A 22,166-nucleotide genomic window follows, 5' to 3' on the forward strand; every position below is an offset into this window, starting at 1 on the left:
ATCATGAATTACGAACGCGACGATAGGCAAATGAAAGTTCGTAATTGGCAAAGTATAATTCAGCAACTCGAAATTCTATTTGATATAGATTTGCAACCAGAATAAATACAAACACTTAATTTATTGTTCAATCTTGACCAAGAGTCAAAGATTTGCGCGTTTAAATAATGATAAAAACGGAAAATTGCGAAAGCGTTTCCGTTTTTTAGTATACTTTTAATAACACGATGTCAATGGTTTCAAAGAAATCTAGACATTAACACACTTAAATCATTACTTCCCAAGCGTTTGTTAAAAAGTGGGAAAAACCATTTAATTGACGAAAAAGACAAATTTATATTGACATTTAGAAATAACAAATTAAAACTTTTGTCTAATTATTTCAAAGGAATTTATTATGACTAAAAATCTGTCTAAGGCCAAAACCCAAAAAATTGTACAAGTCAAAGATCACAAATCCATTGAACAAAAAGCTGAAGAAATTAAGCGTTCATTAGGTCTTAAATAAAAATTTTATCTAATTCCAAAAAGCAATAAACATAGCAACAAATTTTGTCAAATTTGAAATCAGCTCATTTATGGGCTGATTTTTATTTTTTATAAATAAAAATGGATGCATACGCACCCATTTCGTTTTGATTATTAAGTTTTAATTTGCTTTATATAAATCTAACAACGTTCCGTTTTGTACGAGTTTTAGCAATTGTTCTTTTTGACTCATATCTAAGTTATGAAAATAAGATCCAGAAACAAAGATATCACCATATTTCCATAGTTCACGCATTTGTGCTGCACCAATTCCACCATCAAATTCTAATAGTGGGGGTTTACTAAGTTGTAATCTTTTAACAATTTTATGAAACTGGAGAATGTTTTTAAAAACCTTGGGATTGAATTGCTGTCCACCCAAACCTGGATGAACTGACATAAAAGTTAAATAATCCAAACTACCAATAACTTTTGCATAAGGCTCTAAATCTGTTTCCATTTTAAAAGCTAGGCCAACTTGATAATTATGATTTTTAATAAATTCGATATAGCGTAATACATCGCCTGGATTGGCTAGAGCTTCAACATGAAACGAAATCCGATTAGCCGGAAAACGGGTAAATTTCAATAGCGTTGTTGCAATCTTGGAAACCATTAAATGGATGTTTACTTTAAATCCTAATTGATGCAAAATAGGTAAATAGTCAACATCAAATCCTTTAGTTCCTGTAAATTCATCCATCACGTCATAATGAATTGTATCTAGACCAATACTGCGAAGTTTTTTCAAATATTGGATATCAAACTGGTCTCGTAATGGCAGTACTGAAAACGCGATTTTTTTAAGTTGCATATTAATATTTATTTTTTTCCAAGTAATTTAAACATGTTTTGTTTATAGGCTTCAACGCCAGGTTGATTGAAAGGGTTGTGTTTTAGTAAACGAGCTGAAATAGCAGTAGCAAAACACAATCAGTAATAGAAATATCCAAATGCATATTCAGACATTTCTTCAAGTTCGATTTTTAGAATTGGAACACCAGCATCTTCATGGGCAGCTATTGTTGCTTCACATGCGGCTTGGTTAATATCATGAACAGTTTTGGAATTCAAGTAATCCAAATGATCGTCATCTTTAAAAATTGATTTAGTCATTTTAAGATTAGCAATTGGTTTGTTAAAAGTTAAAACTGTTTCAAAAAAGTTACGTACTCCTTGTTGATACAATTGACCCATCGAATGTAAATCTGTTGTGAACACTGAAAAAGTAGGAAACAATGCATCACCATCTTTTCCTTCACTTTCGCCAAACAATTGGCGGTGTTGTAATAATGTATCTTCTAAATTGTTTTCGTAACTAATAAAAATTTCAATAGCAAGTTTTGATTTTTTATATAAGAAGTGGCGGTAGCAAGCATATAAAGCTGCACTATTTTTATCTAAAGAAGAATTCTTGATAAGAACATCATAAGCATCTTTGGCACCTTTAAGAACCTTTTCGGCATTAATTCCACACAACATTGCTGGCAATAATCCAACTGGAGTTATTGAAGAAAAACGTCCACCAATATCGCTATCAATTGGCAACATTGTGTATTTATGAGCAACACACAAATCGTGCAAGACGCCTTTTTCAGGATCTGTAATAGCCACAATTCTTCAACCAAAATCCTTTTTGTATTGAGTCGCCAAAGCTGTTCTAGCTAATTTAAACCCAAGCGCAGATTCTAAAGTAGTTCCGGATTTACTAATAACAATAATGCCCCAATTTTTGTTCTTGACGTTATCTAAAACAACTTTTAGGTTTGAACTAGATAATGAACGCATAAAGTGAACTTGCATTTTACGTTTAGTTGGGTCTGGTAAAGCCATTTCAATAATTGCTTTAACTCCAGTGTATGATCCACCCATCCCGATGATTACAACATCTGTCAATTTTTTAGAGTGTCATAATTTGGTTATTTTTTTCATTTTTGCAAATAAAGCTGTGTGATCTTGATTTGGATAATCAACCCATCCTAAAAAGTCATTTCCAGGTCCAGATTTTTTAATTAAATCTGTATGGAACTTAGCCACATCTTTTTCATAAATCTTTTTTAATTCAGTTAATTTAGTTGCTTCTACATGAGAAGCATCAAATTTTAAAAATGCCATTTTTCATTTACCTTCTTACTGTTCGGTTTAAATTAAACCTTCTTGTCTTAAATAATTATAAATACTTTCGCGATTATTATCGCCAATTACTACGTCAGCCATTGCTTGAACACTTTCGGGTGCATTCCCCATTGCCACAGCTGTTCCTGATAACAAAAAAGAGCTAACGTCATTGGCAGAGTCTCCAAAGACGTATAAATTATCTGTAGATATTTGTAATTGTTTACAAATAACTGCTAAAGCACTAGATTTAGAAACTCCTAGTGGCGAAATGTCAATATTGACTTTTGAACCTAACGCAATAGTTACTTGATTACCATGCTTATTTTGCAAATATTCTACTCATTCTGCGACAACTTCACTTTCGGCTTTAATTGACATTTGAATAACTTTAAAAGAATTTTTTAAATGTTCTCATTTACTAAAAGAATCGTAAATATGAGATTCAGAGCGGCCGCGGAAAAAAGCAGGATCATCTATATCTTGAATAGGGTCATTTCCAAAATAAAATCTTAAAATGTCTTCTCCATTAGTTAATAAAATTTCCCGGTGTAATTCTTTTGCATAACCAATGAATTCTTCAACTAAAGATTGGGAAAAGGGTCGCGCTTTAATATATCTTTTAGTCGTAATGTTATAAATGGCAGACCCACATCCACCGATAATATAATCAACCAAATTTAACCGGCGGTAATAATAACGCGTTGCTGCTGGAATCCGTCCACTAGATAATAAAATATGATGACCTTTTTGCAATAACGCCTGAACAGCCTTTACAGTTCCTGGCATTAACATTTTTTGATCGTTTAATAATGTGCCATCAACATCAAAAACAAAAATCTTTTTATCTTCCATACTATACCTCTTGGAGCATCTTCACATAACAATCGTATCGTCATTGTGGTAACATCGGCTTATTAATTTGTGCTTTGATAGCACATTGAACTTCATTCATATGCAAACAGTCTGAATACTTACACTGGGCTTTTAATTTTCTAAAATCATGAAAAGATTGACTTAATTCTTTAACAGAAACTGGATATAAAAACTTGCTATATCCAGGAGTGTCAACTAAAAAACCATTCAAAAAAGGAATCAATTGGGTTTGCGTCGTTGTATTTTTTCCACGATTTAGTTTTAGAGAAATGGTGGCTGAACGCAAATCAATCGAGGAATCGAAACTATTAATTAAAGATGACTTTCCGACGCCACTTTGACCGACAAAGCACGAAACCTTGTTTGCTAGCTTATTTTTCAACAAGAGATGATCTCTAGGTGTGTTTTTATCAAAAACCTCATATCCAATTTTTTTCAAATCGATCATCCGTGATTGCAAGATAACATCATTTCTGGTTAAATCTAATTTGGTAAAAACCAAAGTAGGTAAAAATTCTAAAGCCATTTCATAATAAGCTAAAGTGCGCATAATTTGCAACCAATTTAACTCTGGTTGGGTTGCAGCAACTACTAATATCAAATTGTCTATATTATTAACTTTAGGCTTTTCTAAACAATTGTGTGCAGGATATAATTTCACAATTTGATAACCACTAACACCGACATCAACATCGACTAAATCACCAGCTTTTAAAGCACGTTGTTGCTTTCATTTGTTTGGTGCAAAAACGAGGTGTTTTTTATTTTGAAACCAAACGGTAATTTGGTTTGCAGTTAATTTTAAAATAACGGCTTGCATACTAACCAAAAAAGAATATTAAAAGAACAATTAAAATTACTGCTAAGATAACTAAACCAACAGTTATTAAAATGAACATTCATTTTGTGTAAAAAAACTTTTCTTCTAATCGTGTAACACTTGGATTGAAACTATCGGGTCGTTCTAATACTCTTTGCGAAACCGGTTTTAAAAGAGGTTCATTTATCCGTTCGGGCAAATTATATGTCTCTACATCTTTTAAAATTTGTTCACAATCATTGTATCGAAATTGTAAGTCTTCTCGTTTTGAAGCAACACAGCGAAAAACTATATTTTCAATACTATTTGGAATATCATAACGAATTCCCCGCATGCTAGGCATATCGTAAAATTTAGCTTTTTTAATGGTTGCTTTATCTTCTTTAGCTTTAATAAAAGGTTTTTCGCCAGTTAACATTTCAAATAAAATAACACCCATTGAGTGAAAATCAAATTGGGGCGTAGGTGTAATGCGGCGTCTTTTTTTGGTTTTGGGGTCAATTATTTCTTCTAAATTATCTGGAGACATATAATCAACAGTTCCAAATAATGATTGTTCATCTGTTAATGCTTCAATTTCTAAATCTCGCCGCATTACCGATGATGAAATTCCAAAATCCACAATTTTTAATTCGCGCAAATCAGGTGTCAATAAAATATTTTCTGGTTTTAAATCGCGATGAATTATCATGTGGGAATAAGTATGTAACCGACGAACGGCCAAAACAATTTTTTCAAAATAATACATTGCTTCGTCAACACTAAAATAACCCTTGTTACTTAATAGGGAACGTAACGAAGGACCATTAATGTTTTCCATAACAATAACAGCAACATTTTTTAATTCTAAAATTTCGTGGTTGCGGCGGATTGTTAAATTCGGTTGAATCACATCATATGTTTGCACTAAATTAGCATGCTGAACACGGGTTGCAGTAACCACTTCTTCAAGAAACTTAATTCAATTGTTTTCTTTCATTTGAGGCAAACGTTTAACAATTTTAATTACAACGTTTGCTAATGATGTATCTGTTGAAGTATTAGGATTTAAAGTGATATTAACGCCAGTAAAAATATGCGAGTCCATACCACCTTTTGTTAAAGGGCCATCGACACGGTATTTTTCAAAAATTAAATCTCCGGGTAAAAGTAAATCGCTACTATCAGCAGCTCTAGCCATGAATAATTCCTGGTAAATTTACAAGAACGACAGACAAATTGTCATTACTTCGGTGTTCCATTCCAATTTTCAGTAATTTTTCAGCAGCTTTATTTAAATCTTTTGCATTTGGTGCTATCAGATCATAAAACTCTTCAGGAGAAACAAAGTTGTAAAAACCATCTGAACACAACAATAAAAAATGTTCATTTGCTTTTGGTTCATGAACTGAAATTCCAAAATCGTCACGTGTTCCAGAAAATTCTTTAGAAACAATATTAGTCAAAGCTAATAACTCTTTGGAGTGAGTTTGAAAAGTAAGTGAACTAGCTTTAATTGAAGTCAAATAATTGAAAAGATTATGATCCAAAGTAATTTGTCATGTTTCTTTGGAATCATTCAACAAATAAGCACGCGAGTCACCAACTCAAAACGTGTGAATTTTTTTACCTATAATTAAACTTAAAACGATTGTTGATGCCATTTGCTCTAAAGAAGCCCCACCATTAGTTTCTTTAAAATGATCGTTAAAACGGGAAACGTATTTACCAATTGCAATTTTGGATTGACGTAAAGTTTGGGCAAATCATTTTTCTACGTGTTTATCGTCTAATTTATTGAAATCGGTTGCTTCAAAAGATTTCGCAAATAAATCCCGGACAATGCTTGAAGCAATCGCTCCGCCCTTATATCCGCCAAGACCATCACAAACCATAGCAACAACATTATTATGAGGATTGACCGCACAAAAAACGGCATCTTGGTTTTCTTCTCGAACGATCCCAACATTCGATGCTGAACCAAATAATTTATTTCCCATAATTCAAATTAACTCCTTCGTGTTTTGCACGTAACTGACCACATGCGGCATCAATCTTAGCTCCGCGTTCTAAGCGTACTGTACATTGAATTTTCAGCTTTTTTAAGGTTTGATAAAAAGCATTTATCCGTTCGTTAGTACTTCTATTATACCCATTTTCAGCCACAGGATTATAAGGAATTAAATTAACATAGCACAATAAGTCTTTTAATTTATCGGCCAATTCAATAGCGTGTTCAACTGAATCATTAACTCCATTAATCATGATGTATTCAAAAGTTAAACGCCGTTTTGTTAAAGTAAGATATTCTTTTGCCGCAGCTAACAACTTTTCAATCGGAACAGGTTTATTAATAGGCATCAAGCTAGTTCTTACTTCATTATTTGGAGCGTGTAAAGATATTGCTAAATTCACTTGTGGTTGTAAAGTGGCAAAATCTTTAAATTTACTAATAATTCCGCATGTGGAAACCGTCATGTTTCGTGGTCCTAGACCAAAACCGTTTTGATTTTTAAAAGTATTTAAACAAGTCATTAAATTTTTGAAATTATCAAATGGCTCACCGATTCCCATAACAACTAAATGCGAAATTCGTTTGTTTTCTCTTTTTTTAATGAAACGTTGGGCTTGAACTAACTGCCCAACGATTTCACCAGAAGTTAAATTTCGAATACGTTTAAGTAAGCCTGATGCGCAAAAAGTACAACCCATATTACAACCTACTTGAGTAGTAACACAAATTGATAGACCATAGTCAAATGTCATCACAACCGTTTCGACTTTATTGTTATCACTTAATGCATATAGAAATTTATAAGTATTATCAATCTTATCATGCTGGTAAATGACTTGCTGCGGAACTTCCATAGTAAAATGTTTTTTTAGCAATTCAATGTTCGCTTTAGACAAGTTTTTCATTTCGTCAAAACTTTCGCACAATTGTTGATATAACCAATTGAAAACTTGTTTAGCAACAAAAGGTTTAATACCAATTTCACTAAGTTTTTCGCGCAATTGCAATTCATCATAATCGTAGATATTCAATTTCTTAGTTTCCATGGTGCATCGCCTTTAAAATAATTTGTCGAACTTCCTCAGTGGCTTTAAGTAAATCATCGTTAACAACAACATGCTTAAACAAATGAATTTGTGACATTTCGAACTCTGCTTGTTTAATGCGATCTTCAATTAAATGTAGGTTCTCTGAACCGCGTTTAATTAAACGGTCTTTTAATTCTTCCATCGAAGGAGGTTTAATGAAAATTGTTAAAGTTTCTGGGATTTTTTTAATTACCTGAGCTACCCCTTGACACTCAATTTCGAGCAAAAGGTTTTCACCTTTATTTAAGACTTCATTAACATAAAACATTGGCGTCCCATAGTAATTATTAACGTAAGTGGCATGTTCCAAAAGCTCGTTATTGGCAATCATTTGTTCAAATTCTTCTTTAGTTTTATAAAAATAATTAACGCCTTCGACTTCGCCATCGCGTTTTTTTCTCGTAGTTGCTGAAATGCTAAAATTTAATTTTAGATTTTTGTCTGGTAACAAAGACTTAACGATGCTTCCTTTTCCAACTCCACTGGGTCCGGCAATGATAATTAGGAAACCTTTATGTTGTTTCATTTTTGTCCTTATATATTAAAAATGGTTACTTATTGTTTATAATTATAACAAGATATTAGAGCGAGAACTTATGGATTATCAACCTTCACAAGAATGACTAACATTTGACGAAAAAGATAAGATGCGTCAAAAGTGTTCCTTAGTCACATTTCCTTTAAAGAAAAAAGACTTGGAACTAATTAATAAAATGATTGCTTATGTAGACGAAAGTTATAATGGCAATGCCCCAAAATACAACATTCGACCAGGAATTGGAATAGCTGCCAATCAACTTGGGGTAAACAAACAAATGTTTTATATTCACTTAGACGATGGTGGCGTTGAATACCGCTACTTACTAATCAACCCTGAAATGGTCGCCGAATCACCACAACGTGCATATTTAGGCCCTGGAGAAGGGTGCTTAAGTGTCGCAACAGATCGGGACGGTTATGTCATCAGAAGTGTTAAAATACGGATCAAAGGATATGATTATTTTCAACAAAAAGAAATAGAAATCCAAGCAAAAGGTGGACTATTAGCTATGTGTTTGCAACATGAATATGATCATTTGCAAGGAAAATTGTATTACGATCGAATTAATCCCTTAAACCCATATCATGTAAATCCAGACTGAATCAAAATTGGACGCAGCGATCGCGAAGATAAAACAGAAAATACAAATGAATAATTAATGCATTTCTAGCAATTTTTGTTTTATAAATACTCGTCTATATTTAACAAATCAGATTATAAAAAATCGGAAAAAATCGGAATAGAAATTCGACAAAACCGGAGTAGAAATCCGACAAAACAAGAATAGAATTTCGACAAAACCGGAGTAGAAATCCGACAAAACAAGAATAGAATTTCGACAAAACTGGAATACAATTAATAATTTATTCTTTTTTTTCGCTATAATAAGTTCATAATAAGGAACTTTTATGATAATAAAAAGAGAAATTTTTAATCGTATTTTAAATTCAGTCGATTCTTTCCCTGTAACTTTAATCACTGGACCTAGACAAGTGGGAAAAAGTTTTCTGTGTTCTTTATTACATAAAGAAAAAAAATTTAATTACATTTCTTTAGATGTCCAAAAAAATTTGGAACTTGCGATTAATGATCCTGAATTGTTTTTGGATACTTATCAAGCCCCTTTGATAATAGACGAGATTCAAAAAGCTCCGATTCTTTTTGAGTATCTTGCACCTATTGTCAATAACAAAAGATTCAATCAGCAAAACTCCAATGGAATGTTTGTTTTAACAGGCTCACATCAATTTAATTTAATGAAAAACGTAAGTGAATCACTTGCAGGCAGGGTGTCAATTATTAATGTTTCAGGATTATCTTTTAACGAAATTATCAAACGCGAAGAAATCCCTTTTAAAATAGATCCAAAGACAATCACAAAAAGAGCTCTCACTTCATTTACTAAAAAAGATCTTATAAATGTGATTTTTAAAGGATCTTTTCCAGAAATGCATGTTAACAAAAAGCTTGAATGGAAAAATTTCTATGACTCTTATGTCAATACATACATTAGCAAAGATGTTATAGAAATATTGCCACTGAAGAAAAACTCATCGCTCTTTTTAAATTTTCTTGAAAACATTGCAAAAAATACAGGTGGAGAATTTATTGGAACTAACTTTGCTAGAGAGTTAGGCGTCGATTTAAAAACAATAGTGAACTGGTTAGGAATATTGCAAACATCAGGGCTTATAAAAATACTGTGTCCATGGGCAGAACAAAATTCTATTAGAACACTAACAAAAAGAAATAAAGTCTATGTTAGCGATACAGGATTAGCTTGTTATTTATGCGGTTTATACGATCCTAAGAGTCTTGAAAAAAGTCAGTTAAGCGGACGACTAATAGAAACTTTTGTAATTAATGAAATAATGAAAACCTATGAAAATTCAATTGATCAATCTGCTAAATTTTTTTATTATCGCGATCGGTATAAAAATGAAATAGATTTAGTAATGTTAACAGATGGGAAAATAAATTTAATAGAAATAAAATCTGGAATAACATTTAGAAAAAAAGATATTGCTGCTTTTGAATATTTCAAAGCTAGAGATTATGCAATTGATAAATCTGGAATTATTTGCACATCGCCTTCTTTGTATGCAATAGATAAGGACAGATACGTCTTCCCTATTTGGTCGATATAAATACAGAAGATCTCTAAAACAATAATAAATAAAATGATGCTATCATTTTTAAAAAATGATCAATATTTTTATTTTTAAATAAGATCTTTTTTACTTATAAATCTGATGTGTTGAAATTGTTTCAAAATATCTTTTAATTTTGTTTTAGAATCTTTTTCAGAAACAACACAATAATCTGCATTTTCTAAACTAGATACAACGATTCCGCCGATTTTTCTAATCTTGACTAATAAGTTATTCAAAACTTGGTATTCGTAATCGATGGATTTTTCTACTTTGTAACGTTTCCCTTGTCAAACTGGTAAATTTAACAAAGCTTTATCATGTGCACATGCTTGAGTGTATAGGCGTGAACACTTTGACCGATTTTGACGTTCCTTGTGAATTTTAAATCAATTCAAATAATAAGGCTTTGAAAACACAACAAATTCTTTTGAATCCAAAAGCACTTCTTGAATTGATTTATTTTTAAGTATACAAACTTCTTGAAATATCATAGCTGTCATTTTTGCATCATCTTCCGGCATGTGAAAAACTAAATTATGTGTTTTTTTATAGCCAATTAATTTGGTAAAGACATCAATTAATCTTTCGGTGTTTTTACTTCTGGTATACGTTTGATAAATTTTTTGAACATCAAAACATTTAAAATTTAAATAAGGTAAACGATATCTTTTACAAGCCCATTCCATGGCGATTAAGTCGTTATGAAAACCGTAAGCAAAACAGATTGTATCTTCACCACTTGCTAATGCTTTGATTCGCTCATAGAATTTAGGAAACTCAGGTTGTTTAAAGTAATAATCTCTAGGATGGGCGTATTGAAATTTATGATCGTGTAGTTCAATATTTTCATCAAAGCGATTGTCTTGAGTTTGTCCTGGTGAGATTACTAGATCGTCACTTTCAATAAGTTTGAAAGATTCATCGTATAATTGATATCCAAATTCACAGAGTTTACACAACCCTTTAAAACAATTCGACGATTCAGTGTCAAAAAACAGATATTTCATTGAAAAAGCCTGATGATTAATAAAGTTTATAAATTATATATTTGCAGAACTAAATTGAAAAAATTTATCCATTAAAAAATAAAAACGAAGTCATAGCATATGACTCCGCTTTAACTATAATTGATAATGTTTTAACTATCAAATAATAAGATAACCATACAAACAATCTAGTCTATATCCATATAGAAGAATAGTTCTTTCTAATAATTTTAATGTCCAAGTAACATTTCGTAAAGTACCGGTGTAACACTACCTCATGAGATTCTAATTTGATAGATATTGGTATCTGGCAAATTAGTAAATTTATTCAAACTATTATCTAATTTACCTAAAGCAACTCACGTTGGGGTCGAAGCAGTTACAGGATTAGTACGGACTTCAACTGTGGCATTAGACATCTTGTTCCCACCTTGTAAAAAGGTTAAATATTTTAATTTCAAATTATCAGATAATGTATATGTTAATTCTCCGTTTTGAGCATCTTTCATATTTGGTTGATAGTAACTTAAAAAATTATTATCAGTCAAATTTTGTGGACCGTGGTCTTTTATTTCAACTACATTAGAACTAAACGTTGGGTCATTTGAAGTTGATACGTATTCGTTGTCGTTAATTTCAATTTCATTAATTTCAAGTCAACGGTACGGATAGTCTTGAGTAACGTTAACCCGAATATAGCGTGCAGCCACTTTATCAATTAATTCTCCAGACGCAATAACATAACCACCAGCTGGGTCACGTGTGTATCCTGCAGCACCATTTAGATCATCAACTTGTGGCGCTCCTGGTTTATTATCACCAACCTTAATTATTGGGGTTCAAGTCTTACCATCGGGTGAAATATCAACAGTTCCATTTCTTAAGTAATCAAGACTTCCTTCGGAATTAACAAGCGTCAATTTTTTAATCATTCTTGTTTGTCCCAAGTCGTACTCTACATATTGACCCTTCTTTTGTGTATCAGCAAATTTAGCACGAGATCCACGGTTTTGATCAAACCAGTTGCCGGTTGTATGAATGGTGCGAGCATCTTCACCTTGGCTTACGTTGTTCATGTTAGTATCTTTAAATGTAATTCCTTTAAGAATATCTAAATTAACTTTAAATTGGTTTAGATCAAATTTTACAACGGAGTCTGTTTTATTAATGAGTCGAACATACCTAGCATCGTACGATTTATCTGGAGTTTGTGATGCAACTGAAGTTCAATTTAAGCCATCAATAGACGATTCAATTGATAAATTAGCTAAGTTGTTAGACGTTTGAATTTCAAGTCCTTTAATCATTTGTAAACGATTTAATTTAATTCCAATATATTGATCCTTATCCAAAGTTATATTATTAGTAGGTAAAAGAGCATATGCTCCATCGGTTAACTGATTTTGAATATTAGCATAAGTAGAATTGTTTGTAAAAGTAAACTGACTAGTTCTTTCGCTTACTTTAAATTCACTAAATCTCGCTCATTTAGGAACGTTAGTTTTATTAACTAAACGAATGTATTGGGCTTGAATTCCTTGGGTTGAAAAATCCGTTTCAATAGTATATGTTGAATTTCCATTAGGATTATTGTCAGAATAGGTTGCATAAGTTTTTCATGTTTGATTATCAAGCGAATACTGCAAATCATATTGGTGTCATTTATCTGCATTGTCGGTTCCACCAACAACAATATGCACTCTTCCAATATAATATGGTTTGCCATAATTAAATCCAATGAAATCTCCAGCTTTAGTTTGATCTCCAGGGGTTTCATACCAAACATTTGTGCTGTCATTACCATCGGTCAAGTTGTTTTCAGAACTTCCAAATCTTGAGGCAACATTGTATCCTGAAGTTTTAAAAATTGATCCTTTTAAAACGGTGTCTGTATTAACAGGTTTGGCTTCCGTAGGGTTTGGTCTAATTAGTGTTTGTAATTCGCTTGCTAGTCTAGACATTAATTTTTTGGCAGCTGGAACAATATGTTGCACACCAAATTCAGCATATTGGGTTCCGCCAACATAGTCAAAACCATATGAACGTGATTTGTTATATAAATTAACACCATTAGAATAATCAGTTCAAGCTTTTGCTAGATCATTATTTTTAAGAGCAATAAAAGCGTTTAAAAAATTAATATTTGCGTCACTTATATTTTGCGCTGCGTTCAACCAATAAATAATTTGATTTCGCAATCTTTCATAACCTTGTGTCTTATAAGTGATAGCTGCATTATTAATTTTTTCAAATTCGGTTATTAAATCAAGAATAATTTTTTGTTTATTTTCATCCTTGTAATTGTTCAATCCATTGTTAACAAAAGGGTCTAAAATTTTTGCTAACTCAACTGATTCGGGAATTGACCTAACCCGTCAGTCCATATTTTGATTTTGCATGTGTTTGCTTAACTCACGTAAAGCATCTGATGCTGCAGTAGACTGAGAATTCAAATGATCAACATAACTAAAAGCATTTTCTCACGCTTTATCACTTGTTTGCTTATCTTTTCAAATGTTTCAAGCATAATCTGAACCTAAAAAGATTGCTACTTTAGAAGGTTCAGACTGTTGCATTGGATTAAGCACAATCCCAGCCACTGTACTTGGGTCGACTCCTGGATGTAAGAAAATGTCTTGCCCCCCCATAATTAAATGGTTTTTTGAATTGTCCGTAACTGGCCAGTTAACTCAATAAAATGGAGGACGCCCCATTGCATTTTTAAATTGTTGGCCAAAATCAGATGTAACTTCTCCCCAAATCTTTCCACCAGTTTGAACTATTTGAACGCTTTTTGGTAAAGCTTTTAAATCAGTTCCTGGATTGCTACCATAATATGCAGCAGGAACATAAAATAAATCAGTTTTTAAATCCGGAATTGCCTTTTGCTTTTCGATTAGAAAATTTGTTAAATCAGTTAATAGCCTAATCATATTTGCATTTGAGGCTCCGCTCGCATCATCAGCTAATAATCCAATCTGACGAACTCCAGCTGTTATTACTTGGCTAAACTTTGCTTCCATCACATTAAGATCGTTTTCATAATTATTATCAAAGCGAAAACGTTGGTTCATAAAAGCATGAACGGTTCATACGAAACGTGTTTTAGATTCGTTGCCTACCTGGGCTGCGTGTTTGATTTTCTCTAACTCTGCTGGTGGATATAATTCTCGTCATTTAGAATTATGATAAGGGTCATTTTTTGGACCATAAATATACATGTTACTTTTTACTGTTCCACCAAATTTCATTAATTCTTCACGGTCGGCAAAACTTCAAGGATTTCCGTAATAACCTTCAATAAAACCACGGTATTGAACATTCGCATAATCTTCAATAGCTACATTAAGAATATTGGTTTCTTGTGTGCTATCTAATAAATGTTCTAAAGTAACAACCCCATAAAATGCAGCATCCTGAGTTTTTCCCAAAATAAAAATATCATGATCTTTGACATAAAGTTGATATGCATCGTAATTGGTATCTTTTGTAAATAAATCTAAATTAATCAATTTCGACTGAGATTTAACATAATTATCAACAAATCCTGATGAACCAGCAATCCCTACATAAATATGCGTATTTTTAGAATCGGGTGTATATTTTTGGGCAGCACTAGTTAAAACGACGTTGGGAAGCGTATCGATATTATTTTTATCTAAAACAGTTTGTAATTTATCTTTTGTATAAATATCAATTCCCGAATCATAAATTACTTCTGTTTTATCTAAAAATTGAAAACTTCCTCCCAAAAGCTTTACATTTTGGGGGGAAGGATAAATATCTTTCATTTGAGTGATAACACTAGTTTTTAATCCCGATACTTTGACAACTCGTGTTAAACTGTCGTTACCATTTTTGATGGTTAATTGAACACTTACTTTATCTTTGATAGCATTTTTATTTGCAATAGTTTTAACTGAACTAATATAAGCCTTATTATTTAAATTTTTACTAATCAAATCTCGATCAGATGCTTTTATTAAATTCAAAAAAGCTTCCTGAGTATTATTAATCGATAAATGGTTAATACTATTTGCAAAGTCACTGGTTGTTAAATTTGAATTTTCAGCGGTAACAACTTCAGGAAAATTTTGAGTCGTCTGCTTTATTGGAATTTTATCAGTGTCTTTATCTTTATGCTGATTTTGCTGATTAGCACATGATGCAGCAATACCACCTATAATTGGGATAACACTTCCTAATGTCGATCAGAAAATGAGTTGATTTCTTCTTTTTTTCATTACTTTACCTCAATAAAATTCTTTAAATTTTTCATCTAATTAATTTATCTCCACTAGTATAACATAACCCTATTGTGGATTATGAGTTAAAAAATAGTAGATGCTGAAATCGGCTAGCAATTATAAAGAAGGATGAAATCGATAAAAAAAGAAAATTAAAGACAATTTGTTAGAATTAAAGTTCATATAAAAAACATGAATATTTTTTAAAAAACTAATTGATCTTTGTTCTAAAAAATTCTTTTTATATTGCTTACAAAAAGTTCTAAAAATATAAAAAATTGATCTCCTTCAAATACCTAAAAATATTGATATTTCTAATTGCAAATAAAATCCCATTATACCTGATAATCAATCAAGACAAAGGGATTTTTAATTATTAAACAACCAGAAAACAAAAGAATTAAATTATTTTTTAGTGTTTTGCTTTCTTGTAAATTTGGTAACAACTTTTTCTTTCATTCGGTTACCAAAAACTACAGTTTTTTCAGAAAATGTTTTATTAGCATACATTGCTTTGATGGCTGCTTCTTTTGCTTGTAATTTATCAATTGCTTCATCGCTTTGATCATGCAGGTGAATAATGATTTTACCAGCATCAAAAAAAGCCAAACAAGCAGCAATGAATAACGCTAAATATCTTATTAGATTTAAAACAATGCTACCTGCATATCCAGCCTCGCTGTGATACCAACTAATGTAGTTATTTAATCATTCAAATCCATGTAGATTTAATGGAAGAGTAGCTAAAGAAACAATAACATCTCATCCAAAAAATAATGCCAAAAAACCAACTACGGCAGCCAAATAATAATTACCTTCACGAATTGCGTGAATCGTAAAGAAAATAGTGATTAACATTCAAATCAAACTATACAAAATGTTTGGCAAAGCAAATTCAGGATTTCCGGTCGCACCAGCGGAAATTGCAGGAACAATTTGTAACATGGTAAATCCTAGTCAAAAGGCTGCAAAAGCAAAAAATACCGTTCCTGTAAATCATTGCTTTTTAATAAAAGACATAATTCCTGCAAACATTTGCAATAAACAACCAAAAGCAAATCCTAATGCTGCTGAAAATAAATTTGTAGCAAGTCCTGTCTGAGTCGCCTCTGGAAAACCTTGTCGACTTACAAAAAACGATCATAAACTCATCAACGATAGCACAATAGTTGGAACTCCGAATCCTAGCAATCCAATTGCGCTTCAATTAAATGTCTTTTTATTTTTTTCAAACTTTTTAATCATGCTTTACCTTCCTATATAAACTCAAATAAAAAAGTTCACTTAAAACTAACTTTCAAAAGCGAAAGTTAGTCTAAATAAACCTTTTGATTCCTACATTAAATGTAATGATTTTTTAGTATTAAAGTTTATAACGCTTAAACATTATAGACTTTTATTTTTTAGGATGTTTAAAAAAACGTTGTTCAGTTGTTATAAAAATTTAATATTCTCGACGAATCAAGCATTATTTAACAAGCTTTTAGTGAACGTCTTTCCCATTAACACGCAAATATGTTAGATTTGAATCACCAACTAATTTAGATACCGGGCAAGTATTGTGAGTTTTTTTCATTAGTTCACCAACTAAAGCTAAATCAGTACCCTCAGGAACAGTAATTTCTACGCCCGACATTAGTTTATATCCTTTGCCTGGATCCATTGCTAAGTCAACAGTAGTCTTGATAGGACAATGCGATAAATCTAATCCCTTGGTTTTTGCATTATAAGCCATTGTTAACGAAAAACAATAAGCGTGAGCTGCTGCTAATAATTGCTCAGGGTTTTGATTTTGCAATTTTTGGCCTTTTTCGGTTTCTTTTGGTTTTGCGAACTTTCCTTCAAAAGTTTCTACAACATCTTCTTCACCGACTAATGACTGAGCCGAGACTGTGTAAATTGAATTCATAAAATTTCTCCTAGTAATGAATGGTTTGAATTTAACTAATCATATATTAAAAATCCAACACCATTAGTAGTTTTGCTATAAAACTGCTATAAATAAAAAAAACGTTTCCCACGGAAACGATTTAGAATTTTATTAAAAAATAAAATTATCCGATTTTCACACCATTCACTTTTAAAAATAAAAAGTGATCAGCTTTGATAAGCTTTGAAAACGGGCACATAGCGTGAGACGCTTTAACTATTTCCACGGCTTTAGCATGGGGAATATCTGTTGGTAATGTTGCTTCAATTCCGGCATAAATATTAAATCCAGTTTCCTTGTCTGCGTGTAATTCTACTGTTGATTTAATTGGTGTTTCTTTTAATTCGAAACCTGCATTTTTTGAAACGATTGCCATTGCTTGTGAAAAACAAGACGCATATGCTGCAGAGAATAATTGTTCGGGGTTATTCTTTTCTGTTTTTTTACCAATTGCCATTGGCGATGCTAAATATAGGCTCAATGAACCTTCAGTTGTTTCTACTAATCCTTCACGTCCTGCCTTAGCGATTGCAGAAACTTCATAAGCTTTACTCATATTAATTGACCTCATAAGATATTGTGACAATTGGATGTTACATTAAATCCAATGATAAGAAAGGTAATTTGCTCATCAATTTTAAAAATTTAGGTTCTATTTATACATTTCTAAAATTTTTGTAGATTCATAATGCAAATCCTAACACCATCTGAAAACAAAGCGAAAAAGTAAAAAAAATTAAAATATTTTTCTTAAATATTAGGCCTTTTCGACATTATATTTAATAGGAGAATAAAAGTGAAAGAAAAAACTATAATTCAAACCTATTCAAAATTAATTTCACAAGTTAAATCCGATGCTTGTTTGCATGAAAATTTTGAATATACACACGCTTTTGATGAAAATAAACATTTGAAAATTATAATTGAATCACTTAAAGCCAAAGAAATTATTGAGGATCCCGTGATTACATTAGAACAATTAATGCGTATGATGGTTCAATTAACCCAAAAAGTAGATGCCGGTTTTGAAGAAGCCAAAAAAAGAAAGACTGCTTATAAAACAAGATCTAAGTGAAACCAAAAATGAAATCTTAAAAATTAAAAAACGACTCGATGAACACGAAACTATCTTAAATGAACATACAAATATTCTAAAAGAACATTCAGCTATTTTAAAAGAACATTCAGTCACCTTAAAAGAACATTCAGCTATTTTAAAAAAGCATGACGGAATATTTAAAAGAAATAATTTAAAGTAATTTTTTAAAATAAAAATTTTAAAACTTTAGTTTATACCAAACCCAATCCATGAGTGATCAATAAACCTATCACTACAATAATTACAACTCAAAAAATTAACATTGCAACTAAAAATGGAAACTTATTATAAAAATCTAATATTGGACTCATTGACGTCTTAAATTTTGATGAATGTTTTTTAACGCTGTTTTCATCTTTAGAATGATTTTCAGTAACTTGATTGATATTAATTGTATTATCTGAAGCAGCTAATTCACTTCCTTCAGCAGCTGATTTGAATTCTTTATTTTCCATGTTTATCAACCTGAGTATCTGATGAATTATTTTTATTAAATGATCCAAGTTGACCTACAGAAACTAATCCAATGGATGCTGAATTACTATTTGCAGGAACAGTAGGTGAAGTATCCACAACATGCGGCTCTTGTGGAATATTATCGTTGTAATAATACATCGTATAAAAATCTCTTATGTAGTATGATCTTTCTTTTTTTCATTCTCTAGCAACTTCAATCACCGATTTTCTTAAGTGATTGGGAATTTCTTTTTGTTTGAAATAACCATAAATTCCCCTAAATCATCCGAGAGTATTAATTCATAAAAAATAATAAACGCGATATTTTCTAAAACGCCAGAAGGTTGTGTAAACAAGAATTAAAACAACCACTCCTAGTGCCAAGAAAACAGACGAAGTAACAATTGAAGTTTCGAATTTAAAATTTCGGTCCCTAAATATTTCAATAACTAAACGAACTATGCCAGTTCAGATAAAATATAAACTAGCGTTAGTTCCCGCACGATAACCTCGAATGTATTCAAGCCCATAATACATAACTAAAAAACCAATAACATTCATAAATGACTCAATTAAAAAAATTGGAACCCGGAAGGCGATAACCCCATCTGAACCACGAATTCACATATGTTCTCAGACAGCAGGCATAAAGTTTTTTAATCAACCTCATTGTGTAAATGCAGGGCCATTAGGATCTGCAAGTGCGGTTGTGTCTCCTGTTGGCGCTGCTGTTTGAACGGCTTGTCCATACACTTCATGATTAAAGAAATTTCCCCAACGCCCCAATGCTTGACCAACTAAAACTGCTGGCAGAATGGTATCAGCTAAAACTCACATGCTAACTTTTCGGCTATTAACTTCTGATAATAGCACACCGTTTTTCATAATCTCATCACTTGTATGAACAAAGTATTTTGGCTTTCTTAAAATATAACTAAATCAAATAATTCCGGCTATTGTTGTAAAGATTATCCCGCCCTGAATAGCTAAACCACCACCCCTAAAATCAAAAAATTGGGTTTGGCCTGTTTTAGCATCACCAATGATAAATGATCATGCTCGAGCACCAAAAATAATGACTGGGATAGCAATAAAAATGAAAATGTAAAAGGGAGTATCATCAATTTTATAAAAAGTTCGTAACTTGATAATGATGAAAATAATGGCCATCAAAATTCCAAGGGCGTAAAAAACCCCATACCAACGAATTGGAAATCCACCGATTTCAAACGCTGTTCCAAACGATTCAATACCACCTGACGATTCAATACCATCTAGGTTTTGAAGTTGGCCATCTGTAAATCCAAAATTTATTGGAAACATTTATTTTTTACCCTTAACTACTTTATTCATAGTTTTACGTTTATTTGGAAGCGGTTTAGTACTAGCAGTTAACAAACTGGAACGAATGTCTGTTTTTTCTAATTTTGCAGGAAAATGTGTAATTGCTTCATCTTCATCAATACCACGATTTTTAGTTTCAATGAAATCTAATGCCGAATTATATCCTTCACGCTTTAATTTTAAGTCAATAACGACACTTTCAATTAAATCACTAGCCTTGCGTCCTGGAGAAATTGGTAACAAGTAATACGGTAAACGAATCCCTTTAATATTTTTAAATTGCATTTTTGCACCAAGGCGTTCAAAATCGTATTGCTTGTTATTGATATTCACAATCTCCACAACAACAGCAATGTGAGCTGCATCTTTAATTTTTTCAATTCCAAACATTTTGGCAATATTTAAAATTCCAAGACCACGGACCTCAATAAAATTTTTGGCAATGATATTGGCTTTGCCTAATACACTACCGCCAATTCTAGCAACATCAACTGCATCATCAGCAATAAATAAGTGGTTTTTCTTAATCATTTCCATGGCAATTTCAGATTTACCAATACCAGATTCGCCAATTATCAAGACACCAGCCCCAAAAACTTCAATTAAAACTCCATGAATTGTTTCATAAGAAGCTAAACGTTCTGAGATATATGTTCCAACAGATGAAGCAATATCGTTTGAAAACATATCACTTGAAATAATTGGTACTTGATATTTTTCATTTACTTTTTTTAAAAAGTCAGTCTTTTTAAAAGATTGGGTCAAAATAATTGCGGGCGGATTAGCTTTAAGAATATTAGCAAGCCGGGCATGACAATCATCCGCTTTTAAAGAAAGCAAATAGGTATATTCGCGATTTCCAAATACGATTACGTTTTTAATTTGCTTATCTACGAAAAATCCCAAAAGTTCAAAACCAACACGATTAATCCCTGGTTTAAGAATGGCATTTTTAATATTTTTTTGACCATCAATAATAGCTAAAGATAATTCAAATTTTTGAAGTAATTTTTCAACTGTTAGCATAACTTAGATTCCTTTTAGTTTTAAGAAATAATTGTCAAAAACACAACTGAAGCGACCTTTTTTATGATTTGTTCCAACATAAGTTGCTAACTTAATTAATTCCTTTGGTGCGTCATAAATTGCTGCTTTATATTTAACTTGTAAAAACATCGCAATGTCATTTCCTGAATCACCAATTGCAAAACGATGATCATAAGGAATATTTTCTAGTTCGCAAATCTTTTCAACTGCAGTTCCTTTGTTTGTTCCTTTAACAGTAATTTCAACTAGCTTGGGGCTAGCACGTGCCACTTCGATTTGATCAGTATGGATACTTGCAAAGTTTTTCAAAAAAGTTTCAATTCTTTTTGGATAAAACATCATAACATTAATTTTGAAATAATTGCTGTGCACATAATGCTGCAAATAATGCATTTCTTTTCAACGTAGCATTTGTAACATCTTACCAACTGGGTGTCTACCCACCAAGCACGGAGCACCTTTGTACATTTCCTGAGGATAACCCCAAAAGAAAACTTTATTTTGTAAACACGAATATCAGATTTTTTCAGCTATTAAATCAGGGACTAAATTTTTATGAATTTGTTCACTAACTCCATTGGAATTAATTCTATAGACTGCTGCCCCATTAAAACAAGCCAGATAAGAAATTACCGGGCTTTTTAGCTCACTATTGACATAATCCAAGTATCGTTTAGCAGAGTTATAAGCTCTTCCGGTCACAATTGCAATTACCGTCTCTGGATAAGCGGCTTTAAATCGGGCAATCGCTTGAATTGATTGTAAAGCAATTTTCTTTCGTGGCGTTAATAGCGTTCCATCTAGGTCAATTCCTAGAAATTTCTTGTTTGGGATGTTAGTAGAATTCATAAAATGTATTAGTAATTATATAAAAGCAAGGAAAATAGCAACAAATTGATTTCAAAATAAAAAAAACGGCTTGGCGCCGTTTGTTCTTATTTTA

General features: G+C 31.8%; 20 protein-coding genes. 3 read left to right on the forward strand and 17 right to left on the reverse strand.

What is annotated here, in order from left to right; translation table 4 throughout:
* Window positions 1–649 precede the first annotated feature (649 nt).
* The 8 genes from T384_RS0103455 to gmk are packed head-to-tail and all read right to left on the reverse strand — an operon-like array spanning window position 650 to window position 7,946.
* Window positions 650–1,342, reverse strand: coding sequence for a ribulose-phosphate 3-epimerase (locus tag T384_RS0103455; RefSeq protein ID WP_036499044.1), 693 nt, complete (start codon window positions 1,340–1,342; stop codon window positions 650–652).
* Window positions 1,343–1,350: 8 nt separating this feature from the next.
* A complete protein-coding gene (locus tag T384_RS0103460; protein ID WP_027119860.1) occupies window positions 1,351–2,643 on the reverse strand; it encodes a glucose-6-phosphate isomerase in 1,293 nt (430 codons plus the stop codon).
* A 27-nt stretch (window positions 2,644–2,670) separates the two neighbouring features.
* The gene (locus T384_RS0103465; RefSeq protein ID WP_027119861.1) at window positions 2,671–3,498 is read right to left on the reverse strand and encodes a Cof-type HAD-IIB family hydrolase; all 828 of its coding nucleotides are present in this window, start codon (window positions 3,496–3,498) and stop codon (window positions 2,671–2,673) included.
* Window position 3,499: 1 nt separating this feature from the next.
* Window positions 3,500–4,339 carry a ribosome small subunit-dependent GTPase A gene (rsgA, locus tag T384_RS06380; RefSeq protein WP_036499066.1) on the reverse strand — a complete coding sequence of 280 codons (840 nt, stop codon included), beginning with the start codon at window positions 4,337–4,339 and terminating at the stop codon, window positions 3,500–3,502.
* Window position 4,340: 1 nt separating this feature from the next.
* The gene (locus T384_RS0103475; RefSeq protein ID WP_036499047.1) at window positions 4,341–5,519 is read right to left on the reverse strand and encodes a serine/threonine protein kinase; all 1,179 of its coding nucleotides are present in this window, start codon (window positions 5,517–5,519) and stop codon (window positions 4,341–4,343) included.
* Entirely contained in the window at window positions 5,512–6,318 is an 807-nt protein-coding gene (locus tag T384_RS0103480) for a PP2C family protein-serine/threonine phosphatase (protein ID WP_036499050.1), read from the reverse strand. Before T384_RS0103480 ends, T384_RS0103475 begins: the two co-directional genes overlap by 8 nt.
* The gene (rlmN, locus tag T384_RS0103485; RefSeq protein WP_027119864.1) at window positions 6,308–7,378 is read right to left on the reverse strand and encodes a 23S rRNA (adenine(2503)-C(2))-methyltransferase RlmN; all 1,071 of its coding nucleotides are present in this window, start codon (window positions 7,376–7,378) and stop codon (window positions 6,308–6,310) included. The genes T384_RS0103480 and rlmN overlap by 11 nt, the downstream gene beginning before the upstream one ends.
* Window positions 7,368–7,946 carry a guanylate kinase gene (gmk, locus tag T384_RS0103490; protein WP_027119865.1) on the reverse strand — a complete coding sequence of 193 codons (579 nt, stop codon included), beginning with the start codon at window positions 7,944–7,946 and terminating at the stop codon, window positions 7,368–7,370. The genes rlmN and gmk overlap by 11 nt, the downstream gene beginning before the upstream one ends.
* A gap of 70 nt (window positions 7,947–8,016) precedes the next feature.
* Between gmk and def the strand changes: the two genes are divergently transcribed.
* Together def and T384_RS0103500 are read left to right on the forward strand one after the other, a co-directional pair.
* Window positions 8,017–8,616, forward strand: coding sequence for a peptide deformylase (def, locus tag T384_RS06385; RefSeq protein ID WP_052663486.1), 600 nt, complete (start codon window positions 8,017–8,019; stop codon window positions 8,614–8,616).
* 253 nt (window positions 8,617–8,869) lie between these two features.
* The gene (locus tag T384_RS0103500) at window positions 8,870–10,108 is read left to right on the forward strand and encodes an ATP-binding protein (RefSeq protein ID WP_052663488.1); all 1,239 of its coding nucleotides are present in this window, start codon (window positions 8,870–8,872) and stop codon (window positions 10,106–10,108) included.
* A 74-nt stretch (window positions 10,109–10,182) separates the two neighbouring features.
* Here T384_RS0103500 and T384_RS0103505 read toward each other — a convergent pair whose 3' ends face one another.
* The 5 genes from T384_RS0103505 to T384_RS0103525 form a co-directional block, all read right to left on the reverse strand.
* Window positions 10,183–11,121, reverse strand: a complete 939-nt coding sequence (locus T384_RS0103505; protein ID WP_027119867.1) for a 3'-5' exonuclease family protein — start codon at window positions 11,119–11,121, stop codon at window positions 10,183–10,185.
* A 209-nt stretch (window positions 11,122–11,330) separates the two neighbouring features.
* Window positions 11,331–15,344: a beta-N-acetylglucosaminidase domain-containing protein gene (locus tag T384_RS0103510; RefSeq protein WP_027119868.1), complete on the reverse strand. Its 4,014-nt coding sequence runs from the start codon at window positions 15,342–15,344 to the stop codon at window positions 11,331–11,333.
* 408 nt (window positions 15,345–15,752) lie between these two features.
* A complete protein-coding gene (locus T384_RS0103515; RefSeq protein WP_027119869.1) occupies window positions 15,753–16,592 on the reverse strand; it encodes a GPR1/FUN34/YaaH family transporter in 840 nt (279 codons plus the stop codon).
* Window positions 16,593–16,830: 238 nt separating this feature from the next.
* Window positions 16,831–17,256, reverse strand: a complete 426-nt coding sequence (locus tag T384_RS0103520) for an OsmC family protein (protein ID WP_027119870.1) — start codon at window positions 17,254–17,256, stop codon at window positions 16,831–16,833.
* A 145-nt stretch (window positions 17,257–17,401) separates the two neighbouring features.
* A complete protein-coding gene (locus tag T384_RS0103525) occupies window positions 17,402–17,833 on the reverse strand; it encodes an Ohr family peroxiredoxin (RefSeq protein ID WP_027119871.1) in 432 nt (143 codons plus the stop codon).
* Between the two features lie 240 nt (window positions 17,834–18,073).
* Here T384_RS0103525 and T384_RS0103530 point away from each other — a divergent pair, with 240 nt between their 5' ends.
* The gene (locus T384_RS0103530; protein WP_027119872.1) at window positions 18,074–18,379 is read left to right on the forward strand and encodes a hypothetical protein; all 306 of its coding nucleotides are present in this window, start codon (window positions 18,074–18,076) and stop codon (window positions 18,377–18,379) included.
* 188 nt (window positions 18,380–18,567) lie between these two features.
* On the opposite strand, the gene T384_RS0103535 is transcribed toward T384_RS0103530, so the two are convergent.
* The 4 genes from T384_RS0103535 to T384_RS0103550 are packed head-to-tail and all read right to left on the reverse strand — an operon-like array spanning window position 18,568 to window position 22,072.
* The gene (locus T384_RS0103535) at window positions 18,568–18,831 is read right to left on the reverse strand and encodes a hypothetical protein (RefSeq protein ID WP_027119873.1); all 264 of its coding nucleotides are present in this window, start codon (window positions 18,829–18,831) and stop codon (window positions 18,568–18,570) included.
* Window positions 18,821–20,155 (reverse strand): prolipoprotein diacylglyceryl transferase, encoded by a 1,335-nt coding sequence (gene lgt / locus T384_RS06390; RefSeq protein WP_052663489.1) that lies wholly within the window; start codon window positions 20,153–20,155, stop codon window positions 18,821–18,823. The genes T384_RS0103535 and lgt overlap by 11 nt, the downstream gene beginning before the upstream one ends.
* The gene (gene hprK, locus T384_RS06395) at window positions 20,156–21,202 is read right to left on the reverse strand and encodes an HPr(Ser) kinase/phosphatase (RefSeq protein ID WP_084266123.1); all 1,047 of its coding nucleotides are present in this window, start codon (window positions 21,200–21,202) and stop codon (window positions 20,156–20,158) included.
* 3 nt (window positions 21,203–21,205) lie between these two features.
* Window positions 21,206–22,072 carry an HAD-IIB family hydrolase gene (locus T384_RS0103550; RefSeq protein WP_027119874.1) on the reverse strand — a complete coding sequence of 289 codons (867 nt, stop codon included), beginning with the start codon at window positions 22,070–22,072 and terminating at the stop codon, window positions 21,206–21,208.
* Window positions 22,073–22,166 lie beyond the last annotated feature (94 nt).

This window comes from Mycoplasma testudinis ATCC 43263 (assembly GCF_000687795.1).
Taxonomy (GTDB): domain Bacteria; phylum Bacillota_I; class Bacilli_A; order Mycoplasmatales; family Mycoplasmoidaceae; genus Mycoplasmoides; species Mycoplasmoides testudinis.